The organism is Exiguobacterium sp. s146 (genome assembly GCF_018618415.1).
Lineage (GTDB): Bacteria > Bacillota > Bacilli > Exiguobacteriales > Exiguobacteriaceae > Exiguobacterium.
This window is the reverse complement of record NZ_JACSMA010000007.1, coordinates 1-19303: the sequence shown is the minus strand read 5'-3', so window position 1 is coordinate 19303 and position 19303 is coordinate 1. Positions and strand designations below refer to the sequence as shown.

The window sequence follows — 19303 nt, the reverse complement described above, 5'->3', positions numbered from 1 at the left end:
ATTCCATTCCAATGGCATTTTATAATGTTAGCATATACGTTATAGCGAGTCAACAAGACTTCACCGTTTGTCAAGAGCGAATTGCTCGGAAAATGAAATAGCCCTTTTCTTTCGCAACCGTCTCGACTTGACCGAACACTTCTTCAAGCAACTTCTTGGCAGAAGGCGCTCCTTGTTTCTTTTGAATAACGACGTAGAGCGCTCCACCTACGACCAGGTGCGTATATGCGTCGCGCAAAATCGTGTGGACCACTTGCTTCCCGGCCCGAATCGGCGGATTGGTCACGATTGCGGCGAACTGTTCATCACCGACTCCGTCATAAGCGTGGCTGAGTCGCGTCTCAATCGTCACCCCGTTTTGGGCGGCGTTTTGCTCTGACAAGGCAAGCGCTCGCTCGTTCACGTCGACGAGGAGTGCTCCACGCCCAGAGGCGTCGGCAAGCGAGATCCCCATCGGACCGTAGCCGCAGCCCACATCTAAAATGCGTCCTTCAACATCTGGCACTTCAAATGATTCGATTAAGAGACGTGACCCAAAATCGACCGATCCTTTCGAGAACACGCCGCGGTCCGAGGTGAAGCGATATGTCTTCCCTCGCAACTCAAACGTCCATGTCTCAGGGGCACTTTTCGAACTAGGGTCGTTCGTATAGTAATGATCTCCCATGCATTGAACCTCCTAACCCACTCTTCAAGGAAATAAAAGAAGCTCGCCATAGCGAGCTTCTATAGGTTGTAGAAGTAAAAGTTAGATTACTTAACTTCGACAGTTGCGCCAGCTTCTTCAAGCTTAGCTTTGACTGCGTCTGCATCTTCTTTAGAAACGCCTTCTTTGACTGGAGCTGGAGTTCCGTCAACGAGTGCTTTCGCTTCTTTAAGACCGAGGCCTGTAAGTTCACGCACCGCTTTGATGACGTTGATTTTACCAGCGCCAGCGTTTGTGAGGATTACGTCGAATTCAGTTTGCTCTTCAGCTGCTGCTGCGCCTGCACCTGCAACTGCTACTGGAGCTGCTGCTGATACGCCGAATTCTTCTTCGATTGTTTTTACGAGTTCGTTAAGTTCGAGAACCGTCATTGATTTGAGGTCTTCGATGAATTGCTCTTTGTTGAAAGCCATTATGGTTTTCCTCCTTTGATGTTGTAAAGATTAGTTTTGGTTACGCTACGAGACAAAAATTAAGCAGTTTGCTCTTCTTTTTGTTCTGCGATTGCGTTTGTTGCGACTGCGAGCCCACGGATTGGAGCTTGAAGGACGCTGAGAAGCATCGAGAGAAGACCATCGCGTGATGGAAGTTCTGCAAGGGCTTTAACTTCTTCAAGTGAAGTTACTTTGCCTTCGATGATTCCGCCTTTCAATTCGAGCGCTTTGTGCTCTTTCGAGAAGTCGTTCAAGATCTTCGCTGGAGCTACAACGTCTTCGTTCGAGAACGCGATTGCTGTAGGACCTGTGAAGATTTCGTCAAGACCTTCGAAGTTCGACTGAACTGCTGCGCGGCGAAGAAGACCGTTTTTGTATACTTTGAACTCGATTCCAGCGTCACGGAGTGATTTACGGAGTGTAGTCACTTCTTCAACTGTAAGTCCACGGTAGTCAACAACGATTGTCCCAACGCTTGCTTGCATTTTCTCAGCGATTTCATCGACGAGTGCCGATTTCTGAGCTACGATTTTTTCGCTTGCCATGTGTTTGCACCTCCTAGTCAATTCTTATACCGGACGAGAGGCTGCTCTTCAAAAAGAAATCCCTCGTATGAAGACATACGAGGGCGTAATTGTTTGAAAGTAAACCTGTGACAACAGGCTCAAGTTCGAGCAAAGACACCTCGGAAGGGTTTATGGACCGATGTCCACCTTCTGTCTACGGTAATCCAACATATTCGGTTGAACGTGTATTACTTTAACAGCGGTATCACACGTTGTCAACAGTTTATTTCAAGTAGATTACTTGATGAAGTCGGCAGTCGCGACACGGATCCCAGGACCCATTGTCGAAGAAAGCGCGATGTTTTTAAGGTAAGTTCCTTTTGCAGTAGCAGGCTTCACTTTCATGAGCGTCTCGATGATTGTCTCGATGTTCTCAGAGAGTTTCGTTGCTTCAAACGATTTCTTACCAACTGGTACGTGGATGTTACCGGCCTTGTCAACGCGGTACTCTACTTTACCAGCTTTGATGTCCGCGATTGCTTTCGCAACGTCGAACGTGACTGTGCCTGTTTTCGGGTTAGGCATGAGGCCTTTAGGTCCGAGAACGCGACCAAGTTTACCAACTTCACCCATCATGTCAGGTGTCGCAACGATTACATCGAAGTCGAACCATCCTTGTTGGATTTTCGTGATGAACTCAGAGTCACCGACGTAGTCAGCGCCAGCCGCTTCAGCTTCTTTAACTTTTTCGCCTTTTGCGAAGACGAGAACTTTTTGAGTTTTACCAGTACCGTGTGGAAGTACGACGGCACCGCGGATTTGTTGGTCCGCTTTCTTCGGATCTACGCCGAGACGGACAGCAACTTCGATTGTTTCATCGAATTTAGCAGTAGCTGTTTTTTGAACGAGTTCAACGGCCTCAGCGAGTTCGTATGACTTCATGCGATCAACAAGCTTAGCTGCTTCTTGGTGTTTTTTACCCATGATTCTTTTCCTCCTTGTGGTTAGCGGAATTTCCTCCCACATAATGAAGGGATTGAAGGTGAGCATAATATTCACCGACAATCCCAGAGACTAATAAATTAGTCTTCGATTACAATACCCATACTACGCGCAGTACCTTCAACCATAAGCATCGCTGTTTCAACAGACGACGCGTTAAGGTCAGGCATTTTAAGTTCAGCGATTTCGCGAACTTTATCACGCTTAACCGTTGCTACCTTCTTACGGTTCGGTTCACCAGAACCGCTCTCGATACCAGCAGCTTTCTTCAAAAGAACTGCAGCTGGTGGAGTTTTCGTAATGAATGTAAACGAACGATCTTCGTATACCGTAATGACTACAGGAATAATCAATCCGGCTTGGTCTTGTGTACGAGCGTTGAACTCTTTACAGAATCCCATGATGTTAACACCTGCTTGACCAAGTGCTGGACCTACTGGTGGTGCTGGGTTAGCTTTACCAGCTGGGATTTGAAGTTTAACGAGTTTAGTAACTTTTTTCGCCACGAGACACACCTCCTTAAGTCTAAAATGTGGTTTCTTGGACGTTGTGCGCCCTCCCACTCAATCTATTAGGTCGAGTTTGTACCGAAATAAAGCACAACATCAAACATTTCCGATTGTACCATCCGTTTCCGAGAATGGCAAGTGGGTTTAGTTGATTTTCTGAACTTGTTCGAAATCAAGCTCAATTTTTGTTTCGCGTCCGAACATGTCGACGACGACTTTGAGTTTCTCTTTGTCGGCTTCGATTTCATCAATCGTCCCTTCAAAGTTCTCAAATGCGCCTTCTTTGACGCGGACGAGATCACCGAGCTCGTAGTTGTAACGATCTTTCTTCTCGATGAGGCCCATCTGCGACAAGACGTTCGTCACTTCATCCGGTTGAAGCGGAATCGGCTTGGCGCCGCCGCCCGTCGAACCGAGGAAGCCCGTGACGTTCGGTGTGTTCCGAACGACATACCATGAATCGTCGGTCATGACCATCTCGACGAAGACGTAGCCTGGGAAGCTCTTCACTTCTTTTTCTTTAATCTTCTTTTCGCCACTTTTGAGCGTGACTTCTTCTTGCGTCGTTTCAGTCGGAACGAGGACGCGGAAAATTTTATCTTCCATGTTCATCGAACCAATCCGACGTTCTAGGTTTTCTTTGACGTTGTTTTCAAATCCAGAGTACGTCTGGACAACAAACCATTGCTTCTCCACGGCTTTCACCTCTTTCCTTAGTTAATCAATAGGTTGACGAGATAGCTGACACCAGTATCTACGCCGAACACGAACAGGCCGATCACGACGACCGTCGCGATGACCGTGATGGTATATTTTGTGAGCTCTTTACGAGTCGGCCAACTCGTTTTCTTTAACTCTTTCCATACATCGCGCAAAAAGTTCATGGTAGCTTCCTCCTACGTTGAATGCCAATCTACGTTACTTTGATTCTCGGTGCGTCGTATGTGCGTTGCAACGCCGGCAGAACTTCTTCAGTTCGAGCCGCGTCGTCACGTCATCTTGTTTCACGGTCGAGTATCCGTTCGACCCGCAGCCCGAGCACGCGAGACTTACTTTTTTTGCCATTCATAAGCGCCCCTTTCGACGGCTCTCCATAAAAAAAGAGCGAAAAAAAAACGCCTCCTGTAAATGGCGTCTACGGACAAGGCGCTGCCTTAAAAGTATCACATAGGAGGCGTGCGGTCAATATCGGTTAGCTCGTCAGCGTTTTGACGTCGACATGCCGCTCAAACTTTTTCTTCACGCGTTGCAACGCGTTATCAATCGACTTCACATGACGGTCAAGGTCGTCTGAGATTTCTTGATACGAACGGCCGTCCAAATAAAGACGTAACACTTTTCGTTCCAAGTCACTCAGGAGCTCTTCCATCTTTTCTTCCATGAACAGTTGCTCTTCACGCGTGACGAGCAGATCTTGCGGGTCCGTCGGATGCGGCGGCAAAATCACATCAAGTAACGTCCGGTCCGACTCATCGTCAAAAATCGGCTTGTCGAGCGAGACGTACGAGTTGAGCGGAATATGTTTTTGACGTGTCGCCGTTTTAATGGCAGTGATCATTTGACGTGTGATGCACATCTCGGCAAAACTTTTGAACGAGGCGAGCCGTTCGTCTCGATAGTCGCGCACTCCTTTGTACAGACCAATCATCCCTTCTTGGACGATATCCTCATGGTCGGCACCAATCAAAAAGTAAGACCGTGCCTTCGCCCGTACAAAATATCGGTAACGTTCAATCAAAAACTCAAGAGCGTCACTATCCCCTTCGTTACGCGCAAGAAAGACGAGCTCTTCGTCAGACATGTTTTCAAACTGCTCGTATGGCCATCCGTTCATGTTTCCTACCCCCCGGCGATTGATGAACTTATGTAAGTTTGTGCTCTCATTATAGGCGTCGACTAAAACGACCGTCAAATAAAATTCTAAAAATTCCGTCAATTACAATTCGTGTAACTCATACATGTAATAGTATACAACATTTCTTTCCAAAAAAATGTCAAATTAAAAACAAAGACGAGTCCATTTCATGAACTCGTCCGTGAGTTTCGGCACCGTTTCATTTACGACGACGAATTTCTTCTAATCGGGCCCGCACGTCTGGCGTGAGGTCGATCGTTTTTCGGTTGGATCGGTCCTGCTCAAGCGCCGACCGTTCTTGGTCGATTAACTGTTGCGCCTGTTTCCAATCTTTGAGCAGTTCGGCCGCGGGCACACGAAGTGCACCTTGACCGAAGATGACCCATTGCTCGGTGAAATCGTTCGTCGCGACGAATAATGTGACGAGACGATCATCGACGAGTTCATGGGCGCGCCGCTCAATCCATTCGTCCGCGGTCTCGTTCTCTTTCGTATAGATGACCGCGATCCGACTCTGTTTCGCTTTCGACTCTCGTCCGTAGCGCATATGCGCATCGAAGACAATCGTCACTTCACGACCGGTGACCGCCTGATACTCGGCCATCGCCTCAATCAAATCGGTACGTGCCTTCTCAAAATCGATGTCGCGCAGCTTGCGAAGGTGTGGCCAAGCGCCAATGATGTTATACCCATCCACGAGGAGCAGTTCCCGTTTCTTGATACTCATGACAACGGGTTACGTGAGCGATGCACTTCATACAAGAGAAGTGCGGCCGCGACCGAGGCGTTCAGCGATGTGACATGACCGACCATCGGCATGTGGACGAGGAAGTCACATGACTCCCGCACGAGGCGGCTCATTCCTTTGCCCTCACTGCCGATGACGACGACGAGTGGCATGTTCCCATCGAGGCGGCGGTAGTCTTGACTCTCACTCGCATCCGTCCCGACGACCCATAACCCTTTTTCTTTCAACTCTTCGAGCGTCCGCGTCAAGTTCGTGACGCGCGCGACCGGGATATACTCGATTGCACCCGTCGAGGCTTTCGCCACCGTCTGCGTCAATCCGACCGAGCGGCGCTTCGGAATGATGATGCCGTGGGCGCCGACCGCATCCGCCGTCCGGAGAATCGAACCGAGGTTGTGCGGGTCTTCGAGTTCATCGAGCAAGATGAACAGCGGTGTTTCTCCTTTCGACTCAGCGAGTGCGAACATGTCTTCTACCGACTTATATTCGTAAGCGGCGACCGCGGCGACAACGCCTTGGTGATGTTCACTGCCGGCCATCTTCTCAAGTTTCGTCTTCGGAACGAATGAGATTTGAACCGACGCCTCGTTGGCCATGCCAATGATTTGGGCGAGCGGTCCTTTCTGTTGGCCTTCCATGATGAAGACCTTGTTCATGTCACGCCCGCTCCGGAGCGCTTCCATGACCGGGTTACGCCCGTATAAGAAGTCGATTCCTTCTTCCATCACATCGACTTCTTGATAATCCGGTCGTTCTAGTTTCTGACGTTGCGGACGGTCGTTCCGTTCGCCACGGGGGCGGTCATTTCGTTCGCCGCGTGGACGGTCGAATGAGCGTTGCTCCCTTGCTCCGTCATGTCGTTTCGAATGACTCGGTTTCGAGCCATGTGAACGCTTGTTCGATGAGTTCTTCAAGACGATCCCTTCTTTCCATTAGATATGTGTAACCAATCAATGCTTCGAACGCGGTCGAGTAGCGATACGTATGAACATCTGTCCGCTTCGGGATGGAACCGGATTTCGCGTTCTTTCCGCGGCGGACGACGGCCGCCTCGTCTTCACTCAAGACACCTGTCTCGAGCCAGTGGGTCACGATTCCAGCCTGGGCAGCCGCGTTCACGTAGCGAATCGCACCTCGGTGAAGATCGTTCGGCTTCGTCATCCCTTGTCCGAGCAGTCGCTTGCGTACCGCCATCTCATAGACCGCATCGCCCATATAAGCGAGGGCGAGGGCGTTCAGTTGGGGTGCCTGTTGCTTCATAGCCGCTTCCACCGCACGCCCTGAGCCGTATCTTCGAGTTGAATGTTCTGTTCTTTCAAGAGATCCCGAATTTCATCGGCACGGGCAAAGTTCCGCTCCGCACGGGCCGTATTCCGCTCTTGAATCAATTGATCGATCTCCTCGTCTAGCAACTCTTTCTCATTCGCAATCGTCAATCCGAGCACGCCTGTCAACTCATCGAATAAGGCGATCACGTGTTCCAACGTCGCTTTCGAGACGTGATCCGCTTTCGCATAGATGTTCGCTTCACGGGCCAAGTCAAATAAGACCGTCACCGCGTTCGCCGTGTTGATATCATCATCCATCGCTTCGATGAACGTCGTTTTGATTGTCGCGAGCTTGCGTTCCATCGCCTCGCTCGGCTCTTCAAGGCCGGCTGTGACCGATAAGCGGTACTCGACGTTTTGGTACGCTTCCTTGATGCGGTCCCAACCGTTCGCCGCTTGTTCAATCAACTCACGGCTGTAGTTGATTGGGTGGCGATAATGAACCGACAGCATGAAGAAGCGGAGCACCATCGCATCGACTTCTTTCAACGCCTCATGGACGAGCAGGAAATTACCGAGCGATTTGGACATCTTCTCGTTCTCGATATTGATGAATCCGTTATGGAGCCAATAGTTGGCGAACTTCGTATGGTTGCACGCCTCCGACTGGGCAATCTCGTTCTCGTGGTGCGGGAACTTGAGGTCATGCCCCCCAGCGTGAATATCAATCGTTGCACCAAGGTGTTTTTTCGCCATCGCCGAGCACTCGATGTGCCAGCCCGGACGACCTTGTCCCCATGGACTTTCCCATGCCGGCTCACCTGGTTTCGCGGCTTTCCATAAGACGAAATCGAGCGGGTCTTCTTTCTTTTCCCCGACGTCGACGCGTGAACCTGCGCGCAAGTCTTCAATCGACTGCTGGCTCAGTTTTCCGTACGTCTCAAACTTACGTGTCCGGAAATAGACGTCCCCGCCTGCTTCATACGCAAAGTCTTGCGTCTCGAGTTCACGGATGAATGTGATAATCTCTTCCATCGTGTCCGTGACACGCGGGTGGACGTCCGCTGGCAACACGTTCAAGGCACCCGTGTCGGCCAAATAGGCATCGATATACCGATTCGTCAACGTGCCGACATCTTCTCCGAGCTCGTTGGCGGTCCGGATGATTTTATCGTCGACATCTGTGAAGTTGAGGACGTATTTGACGTCATAGCCCCGGTACGTCAAGTAGCGGCGGACCGTATCAAAGGCGATTGCAGGACGAGCGTTGCCGACGTGAATGTAATTGTAGACGGTCGGTCCACAAACATACATCGACACTTTCCCTGGTACGATTGGCACGAACGGTTCTTTCTTATTCGTGAGGCTGTTGTAAAACTGAATCATGTGTGTTCTCCTCCATCCGTTTCTCTAATGAAGCAAGTTTGTCTTCTAACTGAGCGACAGCACGTTCCAGCCGCTCTTGGCACTCGCGGTCCGGGTCAGGGAAGCGATGATCAAGATCGTGTGGTTTGACCCGCTCGCCGTTTCGGATGACGACCCGGCCTGGAATCCCGACGACGGTCGAGTCGGACGGGACGTCTTTTAAGACGACGGAACTCGCCCCGATTTTGGCACAATCACCGATCGTAATATTACCGAGCACTTTCGCACCGGCTGAAATCAGCACGTCGTTCCCAATCGTCGGGTGACGTTTCCCTTTCTCTTTTCCCGTTCCACCGAGCGTCACGCCCTGATAAATGGTGACGTCATTGCCGATAATCGCGGTCTCACCGATGACAATCCCAAACCCATGGTCGATGAACAGCCGTTCGCCAATGACTGCCCCCGGGTGAATTTCCACCCCAGTTAACCAACGACTCGTCTGCGCAATCAACTTGGCTAACAGTTTCGCATTACGTTTCCATAGGCCATGCGCGAGTCGATGCGCCCAAAGCGCATGCAATCCTGGATACGTTAAGACAACTTCCGCCTTTGAGCGAGCAGCCGGGTCAAGTTCGAGCACATTTTGAATGTCGGCCCGTACACTTTTCCAAAATCCCATAATTGTTCTCCTTTTCCATATCAAAAACAAAAACGCCCCTGTGCCAAGGCACAGAGACGCCGTAAGCGCGGTTCCACTCTGTTTGGGAAAGTTCCCCTCTCATGTCTCGTTAACGCCGAGTCGCGGTCCCGACTACGTATCGCCGGAACGGCTCCGAGGTGCACTTCGACGGGGGACGCTTCTAGAACTTCCAGCCTAGGTTCTAGTCTCTGTTAAGTGTCATACCGCTTACTTTCCTCATCGTTGCCTTTAAGCTAATAATGTTGTGAGGCGTGCCAAGACACGCTCTTTGCCAATCAGTGAAATGGCGTTCGGAAGCTCAGGTCCGTGCGTCTGCCCGGTCGTCGCGACCCGGATCGGCATGAACAAGTTCTTTCCTTTTTGGCCAGTCGCTTTTTGTGTCGCTTTCGTCGCTGCTTTGACGGCTTCCGGTGTGAAGTCTTCAATCGCTTCAAGTTGCGCCTTGAATTCGGCGAGGACAGCCGGTACCGTTTCGCCAGCGAGGACCGCATTGGCCTCTTCGTCGTATTCGACCTCATCTTTAAAGAACAGGTCCGTCAACGTCACGATTTCAGCACCGTGTGTCATTTGTTCTTTATAGAGGGCGATCAACGCTGTCGCCCAATCGGCTTGTTCCATCGACAAGGCGTTCGGTAAACGTCCTGCTTCTTGTAAGAATGGTAAACTGAGTGCCACCACTTCGTCAAGCGAAGCCTGTTTCATATAGACGCTGTTGATCCAAGCAAGCTTCTGTTGGTCAAAGACAGCCGGACTCTTCGACAGACGACCCGCATCAAACATCTCGATGAGCTCGTCTTTCGTGAAGATTTCCTCTTCTCCGACCGGCGACCAGCCGAGGAGCGAGATGAAGTTAAAGAGTGCCCCCGGAAGGTATCCGAGATCAGCGTATTGCTCGATGAACTGAATAATCGACTCATCACGCTTTGATAACTTCTTATGGCTCTCGTTATAAATCAACGTCATATGACCGAACGCTGGGTAGTCCCAACCGAGTGCGTCATAGACCATCATCTGTTTCGGTGTGTTGGCGATATGGTCGTCCCCGCGCAACACGTGGCTGATTTTCATCAAGTGATCGTCGACGACGACCGCGAAGTTATACGTCGGGATGCCGTCCTGTTTGACGATGACCCAGTCGCCGAAGTCTTTCGACTCGAACGAGACGTCTCCTTTGACGACATCAGTCCACTTGTATGTGACCGATTCTGGTACACGAATTCGAATCGACGGTTTACGCCCTTCGGCTTCGAACGCAGCCCGCTCTTCGTCGCTCAAGTTACGGTGGGCACCCGAATACCGTGGTGCTTCACCACGCGCGATTTGAGCCTCACGCTCCGCCTCGAGTTCTTCCGACGTCATGTAGCACTTATACGCGAGTCCATTGTCCATCAACTCGTTCACGTATTTATTGTACAAGTCGAGTCGTTCCATTTGGAAGTAAGGACCGTAGTCGCCGCCGCGGCCTGGACCTTCATCCCAATCGATGCCGAGCCATTCCAAGTACTTCATTTGACTTTCTACACCGTTCTCCACGTTCCGTTTTTGGTCCGTGTCCTCGATTCGGAGAATCATCTTCCCGCCGGCATGGCGAGCATACAAATAGTTAAATAGCGCGGTCCGGGCGTTCCCGATATGAAGGTGACCCGTCGGACTCGGCGCATAGCGTACGCGCACTTCACTCATAATATTTCCACCTTTCTTCTCTTCTGCCCAAATAGTATACCACTTTTGTCAAGTGCGGTTGAGCAGGATGACCGCCTGGGCGGCAATTCCTTCTTCACGTCCGGTGAAGCCTAGTTTTTCAGTCGTCGTCGCTTTGACGTTCACTTGGCTGATGTCCGCCTCGAGCAACTCGGCGATCACCGCTCGCATGTCATCGATATATGTCCGCAGTTTCGGTCGCTCCGCCATCACGGTCGCATCGACGTTGCCGAGCACGTACCCTTCCGCTTTGACGAGCTGCCAAACTTGTTGCAACAACACTTTCGAGTCCGCGTCTTTAAACTCCGGGTCCGTATCCGGGAAATGCTTGCCGATATCCCCTGCCGCAATCGCTCCGAGCGCTGCGTCGGCAATCGTATGCAATAAGACGTCCGCATCCGAGTGGCCAAGCAAGCCGCGGTCGTGTGGAATCTCGATTCCTCCTAAAATGAGCGGCCGCCCTTCGGCGAACGCATGTACATCAAATCCTTGTCCGATTCTCATCGATAGTCCTCCTTCGTTAAAATCGCTTCACCAAATAATAAGTCTTCCGGGGTCGTCATTTTAATGTTGTGATAATCCCCCGGGATGATCGTTACTTGTTGGCCGGTCCATTCGAATAGACTGGCATCGTCCGTCCCGATAAAACGGGCGGCTTCTGCCCGCTCATGGGCGGCTTGGATGGCGCTTGCCGGGAACGCTTGAGGCGTCTGTGCCAACCATAGCGCCTCGCGCGGCACCGTCTGCGTGATGTGTCCGTCCGTGACTTGCTTCACCGTATCTTTGACCGGAACGGCGAGAATCGCCCCTTCCGTCTTGGCCGCTTCGGCGATGGCATGGAGTTGGTCGAGGCGCACGAATGGTCGTGCCCCATCATGAATCAAAACGACGTCTTCGGGATCCACGACTTGTAGCCCGGCTCGAACGCTCTGTTGTCGTTCTTCCCCACCCGCCACATATGTAATCGGGGTCGTGACATGACGCAACTGATGCTCGAACCAACCTTGTTCCTCGGGACGCACCGCGAGCACGATGCGCGAGCACCATGCATCTCTTGCGAACGCTGCCACGGTCCAGACGATAATCGGCTTTCCTTGCAGCGTCAGCATCAACTTATTCTCATCGGCTCCCATCCGCTTTCCTTTTCCTGCGGCCGGAATGACAACCGTATAGCGTACCATCCCATTCACCCCTTTTCGCGAAAAAAGAGAGCGCCGATGCGTCTCTTTTTCCACTTATTTATTCAGGACGAGCAAAAATCATGCGGCCAGCCGACGTCTGAAGCACGCTCGTGACGACGACGGGTAACGTCTTCGAAATCAGCTTACGCCCACCTTCAACGACGACCATCGTGCCATCTTCGAGATAGGCGACACCTTGATTTTGTTCTTTTCCTTCTTTGATGACCGTCACGACCATCTCTTCTCCTGGAATGACGATCTGTTTGACCGAGTTGGCCAAGTCGTTAATGTTCAGTACCGGGACGTTCCGAACTTCACACACTTTGTTCAAGTTGTAGTCGTTCGTGACGACGATGCCTTTTTTCAATTCGGCCAACTTAATCAATTTGATATCCACTTCGGCGACGTCTTCAAAGTCCCCATCATAGATCTCCACTTCGATCCGATCGTTGTCTTGTAACTCTTTTAAAATATCAAGACCACGACGGCCCCGGTTACGCTTCAACGTATCCGACGAGTCCGCAATATATTGGAGCTCACCGATGACGAACTGCGGGACGATCAGTGTCCCTTCGATGAAACCGGTCTTCGAGATATCGGCGATTCGACCATCGATGATGACGCTCGTATCCAAAATTTTATCGTTAGAGCGGCGCAATGGTTCCGCGACCGGCTTCTCTCGTTCACTTTTGACGAACAGTTTAATCCATTCATTCCGCTTCCGGTAACCGACGGCAAAACCGAAGTAACCGAACAGAGCGGTCACAAAAATCGGTACAATCTTGCTGAGCAAGAAGATATTCGTCACTTCTAACGAGACGCTAATCAAAAAGGCGATCAACAAACCAATAATCAATCCGATCGAGCCAAACAAAATATCGCCGACCGGCAAACGGACGAGCCGTTCTTCGATAAAACGGATAAATTTAACGACCCCATCGGTCAAGAACAAACTAAGAATGAAGAAGATAAGTCCACCAATCAAACTAGCAACGTAAGGAATCGTCAACCAAGCCGGTACGTTCACACCGAGGTCACCTAATAGCAACATCGCTTCGATAATCCCGAACCAACCAACGACGAGTCCGATCAATATAAATCCGATTCGCACAGCAATCTTCACTCATTCCACCTCCTTTATTATGAATTTAAATTTCAAGAAATTAACACTTTCATTGTAACACGGTTCTTTTGAAAGCGTTCGTTACAAAGCGTTAAAAACTGCCGGAAGCGCCCCGTCAGAATGGGATGGCGAGTTGGAGCGCTTCATCGACAGTGCTGACACCGACGACATCGATGCCAGGCGGGGCCGTCCAGCCCCCGAGGTTGTTTTTCGGAATGATGGCCCGCGTGAAACCGAGCTTGGCCGCTTCGGCGACACGTTGCTCAATCCGTGACACACGCCGGACCTCACCCGTCAATCCGACTTCACCGATACAGACATCCGTCGGTCGGGTCGGACGGTCACGGAAACTTGACGCGATCGAAATACAGATGGCCAAGTCGATGGCCGGTTCGTCCAATTTGACTCCCCCAGCCGCTTTCAAATAAGCGTCTTGCGTTTGCAGCAACAGACCCGATCGCTTCTCGAGTACGGCCATAAGAAGTGCGACCCGGTTCTGGTCAATCCCGGTCGCCATCCGGCGCGGATTCCCGAATGAGGTCGGCGAGATGAGCGCCTGTAACTCGACGAGCACGGTCCGCGTCCCTTCCATCGATGCGACGACGGTGGAGCCCGAGACGCCAGCGGTCCGTTCTTCCAAGAAGATTTCAGACGGATTGAGCACTTCCTCGAGCCCGCCTTCTTTCATTTCAAAGATACCGATCTCATTCGTCGACCCGAACCGGTTTTTCACGGCCCGTAAAATCCGGAACGTATGGTGACGTTCCCCTTCGAAGTAAAGGACGGCATCCACCATGTGCTCGAGCAGACGAGGACCGGCAATCGAGCCTTGTTTCGTCACGTGACCGACGATAAAGACGGCCACGCCTCGAGTTTTGGCAATTTTCATGAGCGCCGCCGTACATTCTCGTACTTGGGCAACACTCCCCGGCGCTGATTGAATTTCGTCCATATAGACGGTTTGAATCGAGTCGATGATGACGAATCCTGGTTCTTCTTCATCGATGACCCGTTCAATCATCAACATGTCCGTCTCAGCGAGGACATATAAGTCTTCGGTCGGCAGGCCGAGCCGTTCGGCCCGCAGTTTCGTCTGCTTGAGCGATTCTTCCCCTGAAATATAGAGCACTTTCCGTCCACTATGAGCCAAATGGGCGCTCACTTGGAGTAGAATCGTCGACTTCCCGATTCCCGGGTCTCCGCCGACGAGAACGAGCGAGCCTGGAACGATTCCGCCTCCTAGCACGCGGTCGAACTCTTGACTGTTCGTATGCACGCGCGTCTCTTCTTGCGACACGACGTCCGACAGACGTTCTGGTTTTAATTGACGTGATGAGCTATGGACGAACGCGGCTCCCCGCTTCGCTTTTTTCTCTTCGACAAACTCTTCAACGAGCGTGTTCCACTCGTTACAACCTGGACAACGTCCCATCCATTTTGCGGATTCGTATCCGCATGACTGACATACGTACTTCGTTTTAATTTTTGCCATGATGTTCCTTTCCGTCTAAAAAAGCCCCCTCACACGAGAGAGGGAGCCTTGTAGTTACTGAACGACACCTTCATTACGGACGACGAATTCGCCGTCTTGTACATCGAGCGCCACTTTGCTGCCTTTTGTGATGTTGCCGCTGAGCATCGCCTCTGAGAGTCGGTCCTCAACCTCACGCTGGAGCGCACGGCGGAGTGGACGAGCCCCGTATTCCGGGTCGTACCCGACTTCGGCGATTTTCTCGAGCGCCGATTCCGTCAAGCTGAAATCGATCCCTTGTTCCCCAAGACGTTTTGTAAGTGTCTCGGCCATAAGTTTGACGATTTCTTGGATGTGTTCTTTTTGGAGTGAGTGGAAGACCGTGATCTCGTCAATCCGGTTCAAGAACTCGGGACGGAACGCTTTCTTCAACTCTTCCATGACTTTATCTTTCATTTCTGTATACTCACGCTTCACGTCATCTTCAACGGTGAACCCGACGTACTTGTTCCGTTTGAGTGCTGCCGCACCGACGTTTGACGTCATGATGATGACCGTGTTCCGGAAGTCGACCGTACGCCCTTTCGAGTCGGTCAAGCGACCGTCATCGAGCACTTGGAGCAAGATGTTGAACACTTCAGGGTGCGCCTTTTCAATCTCATCAAGCAAGATGACCGAATACGGCTTGCGGCGAACCTTCTCTGTCAATTGACCGCCTTCTTCGTAACCGACGTAACCTGGAGGCGATCCAACTAGACGACTCGTCGCGTGTTTTTCCATATACTCCGACATATCGATACGGATGATGGCGTCCTCGTCACCGAACAATGCTTCGGCGACGGCACGAGCCAACTCGGTTTTCCCGACCCCTGTTGGTCCAAGGAAGACGAACGAGCCAATCGGACGTTTCGGATCTTTCAACCCGGCACGGGCCCGGCGAATCGCCCGCGAAATCGATTTGACGGCCTCATCTTGACCGATGACACGGCCGTGAAGAATCGATTCGAGTTTGAGGAGACGGTCTGTCTCTTCCTCGGCAATTTTTGTTACCGGGACACCCGTCCAGTTCGCGACGACTTGTGCGATGTCTTCTTTCGTCACTTCAAGCTTTTCGTTCCCTTGCTTGTTCTGCCATTCTGACTTGAGCTGCTCGAGTTCATCACGAAGTTTCTGTTCCGTATCACGTAGTGAGGCAGCCTTCTCGAACTCTTGGCTCTGTACCGCCGAATCTTTTTCTTTACGAATCGACTCAAGACGAGCCTCGAGCTCTTTCAAGTTCGGCGGCGCCGTGAACGAGCGAAGTCTTACTTTCGAAGCAGCCTCATCGACAAGGTCAATCGCTTTATCTGGAAGGAAACGATCCGAGATGTAACGATCGGAGAGAACGACGGCTTCATGAATCGCTTCATCTGTGATCGTCACGCGGTGGTGTGCCTCATAGCGATCGCGTAACCCGAGGAGAATTTGTTCTGCCTCGTCCGTCGTCGGTTCATTCACTTGAATCGGTTGGAAGCGGCGTTCGAGCGCGGCATCTTTCTCGATATATTTGCGGTACTCGTCGAGTGTCGTCGCTCCGATACATTGAAGTTCGCCACGGGCGAGTGACGGTTTCAAGATATTCGACGCATCGATGGCGCCTTCAGCACCCCCAGCACCGATTAACGTATGCAACTCGTCAATGAAGAGAATGACGTTCCCGGCTTGGCGAATCTCATCCATTACTTTTTTCAAACGATCTTCGAACTCACCGCGGTACTTCGTCCCGGCGACGAGCGTACCCATATCGAGCACCATCACGCGCTTGTTCCGAAGTGTCTCCGGTACCTCATTGTTGATGATCTGTTGGGCGAGGCCTTCGACGACTGCTGTTTTCCCGACTCCTGGTTCCCCGATGAGGACCGGGTTGTTTTTCGTCCGGCGTGACAACACTTCGATGACACGTTGGATTTCGCCTGAGCGACCGATGACCGGATCAAGACGGGATTCTCGCGCCTGCTGCGTCAAGTCACGAGCCAAACCGTCAAGCGTCGGTGTAGCGGCACTTGTACCTGGTTGTGACGCGTTCGCTGACGACTCTGTGTTACCTAAGAGCTGGAGTACTTGTTGACGTGCTTTCGTCAAGCTGATGCCAAGGTTGTTCAAGACTCGGGCCGCCACCCCTTCACCTTCACGAATGACGCCGAGGAGAATGTGTTCAGTCCCGACGTAAGAGTGACCAAGTTTCCGCGCTTCATCCATCGACAGTTCAATCACTTTTTTCGCACGTGGCGTATAGTGAATCGTTGATCCGTTTTCTGAACCTCGTCCGATGAGCGCCTCCACTTCTTGCTGGATCTTTTCCGACGTAAGTCCGAGAGCGAATAACGCCTTAGCGGCAATCCCTTCTCCCTCACGGACAAGTCCGAGTAAAATGTGCTCCGTACCGATATTATGATGGCCAAGCCGTACTGCTTCCTCTTGTGCTAAAGCTAATACGCGCTGAGCTCGTTCTGTAAATCGACCAAACATCATTGACAAAACCTCCTTAAAGTTGGATCAAACTAACCCATGATCTAACGTTCGACGAACGAGCGTCGCACGTTCGCGATCTCGTTCTTTCGTAGATAATGTTTTCCCGAAATGCTTTTGTAGGAAACCTGATTGAAGCCGAACAATCAATTCGTGAAACTGAGGTGGGCTCCAATCTGATAAAATACCGAGGTCGCTCGCCAAGTGAAGATCGGATAGGCGTTCGATAGCCTCTGTTGACGATAGCAGTTTTGCATATCGTAAGATCCCATATGAGCGATAAAACTGATCTTCTAGCTCATCCTGATTGCGAGCCAACAGCTCTTCCCGAGCTTGTCGCTCTGCCTGAATGACTTGTTCCGTAATCTCCATGAAGTCGGTTAATAGTTGGGCTTCATGACTCCCCAATGTGCGCTGGTTCGATAATTGGAACAGTCGTCCCGCCGCATCACTTCCTTCTCCGTAACGTCCTCGAATCGTATACCCGAGCTTACGAAGTTCTTTTAGAATAGGAGTTATCCGTCCGGTCAGGGTCAATCCTGGCAGATGAAGCATCACGGAGGCTCTTAGCCCCGTGCCGATATTACTCGGACACGTTGTCAAGTAACCGAGCTGTTCATCAAACGCATAAGGAAGTGACTCCCCACAAAGGGTATCGACACGTTTAGCCAGTTCGAAAGCTTCTTCTACCTGATAGCCTGGGAGTAGCGTTTGAATTCGTAAATGATCTTCTTCATTGATGAGCACACTGATGGTCTCATCTTCGCTTAAAAAGACGGCGCTTTGTTCTTTCCCGGCAATCGTCGGGCTAATCAAATGCTTTTCCACAAGCGCTTGTCGGGTCACCTGATCATAAGCACCCATATGCAAATACTCAAAGCCCTGCAATCCTCCAAGTGACGTTTCAATCCGTTCACAAAGTTGATGCTGTCCTTCTTCCGATAACACAGGAGAAAAAACGGTATCTTTTAAATTACGCGCCAGACGAATGCGAGTCGAGATGACCAAATCATCTAACTTGGCTCGCTCTCTCATTTTAGGGCCAAGTGGATGTTTAAGATAAGATTCCATCACGCCTCACCTCGTCCCTTCAATTGATTAATCTCTTTTTTCAGCCTGGCCGCGCGTTCATAATCTTCTTGTTCGACGGCTCGTTCCAACTCCCCTGCTAACTTTGCAAGTCGCTCTTCGATTCGCTCGTCGGGAGTCCGTAAGGCGTCTGGCATCGAACCTACATGTTCATCATGACCCTGTTGATACTGACGGGTAATCTTTATCAATTCTTCGCGAAAGACGGTATAACAAGTCGTACAGCCCGCTTTTCGAAGATGAACTAACTCAGTTTGTGTCAATTGACAGCCCGGGCACCGTTTCACTGCTGGCACGTAACCTGCCATCAGTTCGACTGTACATTGACGACAAAGTCGTCTCGTTACCGGTATCCCGTTTTCGATTACTTGAATTTCATTGATGGCAGGTCGCCGTTTGCATCGTTCGCATAACATCTCTTTATGCCTCCGTCGGTCAATGGTAACTAAGTAACTTCATTAATGCGAGTAACTGTTGTCTTCGAATCAAGTGACGATCGTCAGCGTGCAGCCCGAGCGCTTCATCAGATAATAAATGATAGAGCAACCGCACTTCTCGCTCACTCAACATCCCTTCTTCAAATAAGCGAATCAAGATGTTCTCGACAAGTTGTTCGGAAAGACGCGGATGATCCTGTAAAATATCCATCAAGCTGGCCAACACGTCTTGTTTCTCATGTAAAATCACGCGACGAATGCGAATGTAGCCTCCGCCTCCACGCTTACTTTCGACAAGGTAGCCCTTCTCGACCGTAAAGCGCGTATTGATGACGTAGTTGATTTGAGACGGAACACATTCGAAACGTTTGGCAATATCTTGCCGTTTAATCTCGATTGCTTCGGCCTGGCTCTCCTTCAGCACTTGCTTCAAATACTGTTCGATTACATCCGATATGTTTCTCATCTCCACCACCCTCTGACCATCTTTGACTTTTGACTATATTCTATCATTGATTCAAAAAAAGGCAAACGAAAAGCGATGTCGCAACTGCGACACCGCTTCAAACAGAAAAAAGACGACCGAGCGGATGCTCGATCGTCTTTCGCGTTGGCCTGGCAACGTCCTATCCTCACAGGGGGAGACCCCCAACTACTTTCGGCGCTGAAGCGCTTAACTTCCGTGTTCGGCATGGGAACG

The 19303-nt window shown here is 50.9% G+C and carries 23 protein-coding genes, 1 rRNA gene and 2 other annotated features; all 24 genes read right to left on the bottom strand.

Features of this window, described 5'->3' with window-relative positions; genetic code table 11:
* Positions 1-70: 70 nt before the first annotated feature.
* Complete coding sequence (locus KNP83_RS14300; protein ID WP_214763050.1) at positions 71-667, bottom strand: class I SAM-dependent methyltransferase; 597 nt, start codon at positions 665-667, stop codon at positions 71-73.
* A gap of 86 nt (positions 668-753) precedes the next feature.
* Positions 754-1119, bottom strand: a complete 366-nt coding sequence (gene rplL, locus KNP83_RS14295; RefSeq protein ID WP_024372175.1) for a 50S ribosomal protein L7/L12 — start codon at positions 1117-1119, stop codon at positions 754-756.
* A 59-nt stretch (positions 1120-1178) separates the two neighbouring features.
* The gene (gene rplJ, locus KNP83_RS14290; protein WP_214763049.1) at positions 1179-1685 is read right to left on the bottom strand and encodes a 50S ribosomal protein L10; all 507 of its coding nucleotides are present in this window, start codon (positions 1683-1685) and stop codon (positions 1179-1181) included.
* Between the two features lie 45 nt (positions 1686-1730).
* Positions 1731-1884: a sequence feature (ribosomal protein L10 leader region), on the bottom strand.
* A gap of 59 nt (positions 1885-1943) precedes the next feature.
* The gene (gene rplA, locus KNP83_RS14285) at positions 1944-2630 is read right to left on the bottom strand and encodes a 50S ribosomal protein L1 (RefSeq protein WP_034781720.1); all 687 of its coding nucleotides are present in this window, start codon (positions 2628-2630) and stop codon (positions 1944-1946) included.
* A 98-nt stretch (positions 2631-2728) separates the two neighbouring features.
* Positions 2729-3154: a 50S ribosomal protein L11 gene (gene rplK, locus KNP83_RS14280; protein WP_021066593.1), complete on the bottom strand. Its 426-nt coding sequence runs from the start codon at positions 3152-3154 to the stop codon at positions 2729-2731.
* A 147-nt stretch (positions 3155-3301) separates the two neighbouring features.
* Complete coding sequence (gene nusG, locus KNP83_RS14275) at positions 3302-3853, bottom strand: transcription termination/antitermination protein NusG (RefSeq protein ID WP_034781725.1); 552 nt, start codon at positions 3851-3853, stop codon at positions 3302-3304.
* 17 nt (positions 3854-3870) lie between these two features.
* On the bottom strand, positions 3871-4041 hold the full coding sequence (gene secE, locus KNP83_RS14270; protein ID WP_012727692.1) for a preprotein translocase subunit SecE: 171 nt from the start codon (positions 4039-4041) through the stop codon (positions 3871-3873).
* Between the two features lie 34 nt (positions 4042-4075).
* Complete coding sequence (gene rpmG, locus KNP83_RS14265) at positions 4076-4222, bottom strand: 50S ribosomal protein L33 (RefSeq protein ID WP_214763048.1); 147 nt, start codon at positions 4220-4222, stop codon at positions 4076-4078.
* A gap of 127 nt (positions 4223-4349) precedes the next feature.
* The gene (gene sigH, locus KNP83_RS14260; protein ID WP_021066589.1) at positions 4350-4991 is read right to left on the bottom strand and encodes an RNA polymerase sporulation sigma factor SigH; all 642 of its coding nucleotides are present in this window, start codon (positions 4989-4991) and stop codon (positions 4350-4352) included.
* 220 nt (positions 4992-5211) lie between these two features.
* Positions 5212-5739, bottom strand: coding sequence for an NYN domain-containing protein (locus tag KNP83_RS14255; RefSeq protein WP_214720357.1), 528 nt, complete (start codon positions 5737-5739; stop codon positions 5212-5214).
* Positions 5736-6485, bottom strand: coding sequence for a 23S rRNA (guanosine(2251)-2'-O)-methyltransferase RlmB (rlmB, locus tag KNP83_RS14250; protein WP_029594424.1), 750 nt, complete (start codon positions 6483-6485; stop codon positions 5736-5738). Before rlmB ends, KNP83_RS14255 begins: the two co-directional genes overlap by 4 nt.
* A gap of 127 nt (positions 6486-6612) precedes the next feature.
* Complete coding sequence (locus KNP83_RS14245) at positions 6613-7020, bottom strand: Mini-ribonuclease 3 (RefSeq protein WP_214763047.1); 408 nt, start codon at positions 7018-7020, stop codon at positions 6613-6615.
* Positions 7017-8414, bottom strand: coding sequence for a cysteine--tRNA ligase (gene cysS, locus KNP83_RS14240; RefSeq protein WP_214763046.1), 1398 nt, complete (start codon positions 8412-8414; stop codon positions 7017-7019). The genes KNP83_RS14245 and cysS overlap by 4 nt, the downstream gene beginning before the upstream one ends.
* Positions 8383-9072, bottom strand: a complete 690-nt coding sequence (cysE, locus tag KNP83_RS14235; RefSeq protein ID WP_128124041.1) for a serine O-acetyltransferase — start codon at positions 9070-9072, stop codon at positions 8383-8385. The genes cysS and cysE overlap by 32 nt, the downstream gene beginning before the upstream one ends.
* Before the next feature lie 49 nt (positions 9073-9121).
* Positions 9122-9325, bottom strand: a binding site (T-box leader).
* Positions 9322-10779, bottom strand: a complete 1458-nt coding sequence (gene gltX, locus KNP83_RS14230; protein WP_214763066.1) for a glutamate--tRNA ligase — start codon at positions 10777-10779, stop codon at positions 9322-9324. Its footprint overlaps the feature before it by 4 nt.
* Positions 10780-10824: 45 nt before the next feature.
* Positions 10825-11298 carry a 2-C-methyl-D-erythritol 2,4-cyclodiphosphate synthase gene (gene ispF / locus KNP83_RS14225; RefSeq protein WP_128124043.1) on the bottom strand — a complete coding sequence of 158 codons (474 nt, stop codon included), beginning with the start codon at positions 11296-11298 and terminating at the stop codon, positions 10825-10827.
* On the bottom strand, positions 11295-11975 hold the full coding sequence (gene ispD / locus KNP83_RS14220; protein ID WP_214763045.1) for a 2-C-methyl-D-erythritol 4-phosphate cytidylyltransferase: 681 nt from the start codon (positions 11973-11975) through the stop codon (positions 11295-11297). Before ispD ends, ispF begins: the two co-directional genes overlap by 4 nt.
* A gap of 58 nt (positions 11976-12033) precedes the next feature.
* Entirely contained in the window at positions 12034-13098 is a 1065-nt protein-coding gene (locus KNP83_RS14215; protein ID WP_214763044.1) for a PIN/TRAM domain-containing protein, read from the bottom strand.
* A 115-nt stretch (positions 13099-13213) separates the two neighbouring features.
* Positions 13214-14590, bottom strand: coding sequence for a DNA repair protein RadA (gene radA / locus KNP83_RS14210; protein WP_021066579.1), 1377 nt, complete (start codon positions 14588-14590; stop codon positions 13214-13216).
* A 54-nt stretch (positions 14591-14644) separates the two neighbouring features.
* Complete coding sequence (gene clpC / locus KNP83_RS14205) at positions 14645-17080, bottom strand: ATP-dependent protease ATP-binding subunit ClpC (RefSeq protein ID WP_214763043.1); 2436 nt, start codon at positions 17078-17080, stop codon at positions 14645-14647.
* A gap of 24 nt (positions 17081-17104) precedes the next feature.
* Entirely contained in the window at positions 17105-18148 is a 1044-nt protein-coding gene (locus tag KNP83_RS14200) for a protein arginine kinase (RefSeq protein ID WP_214763042.1), read from the bottom strand.
* Complete coding sequence (locus KNP83_RS15140; RefSeq protein ID WP_251139409.1) at positions 18148-18303, bottom strand: UvrB/UvrC motif-containing protein; 156 nt, start codon at positions 18301-18303, stop codon at positions 18148-18150. Before KNP83_RS15140 ends, KNP83_RS14200 begins: the two co-directional genes overlap by 1 nt.
* Before the next feature lie 298 nt (positions 18304-18601).
* Entirely contained in the window at positions 18602-19069 is a 468-nt protein-coding gene (locus KNP83_RS14190; protein ID WP_214763040.1) for a CtsR family transcriptional regulator, read from the bottom strand.
* A gap of 147 nt (positions 19070-19216) precedes the next feature.
* Positions 19217-19303, bottom strand: a 5S ribosomal RNA gene (gene rrf / locus KNP83_RS14185); the annotation flags it as partial.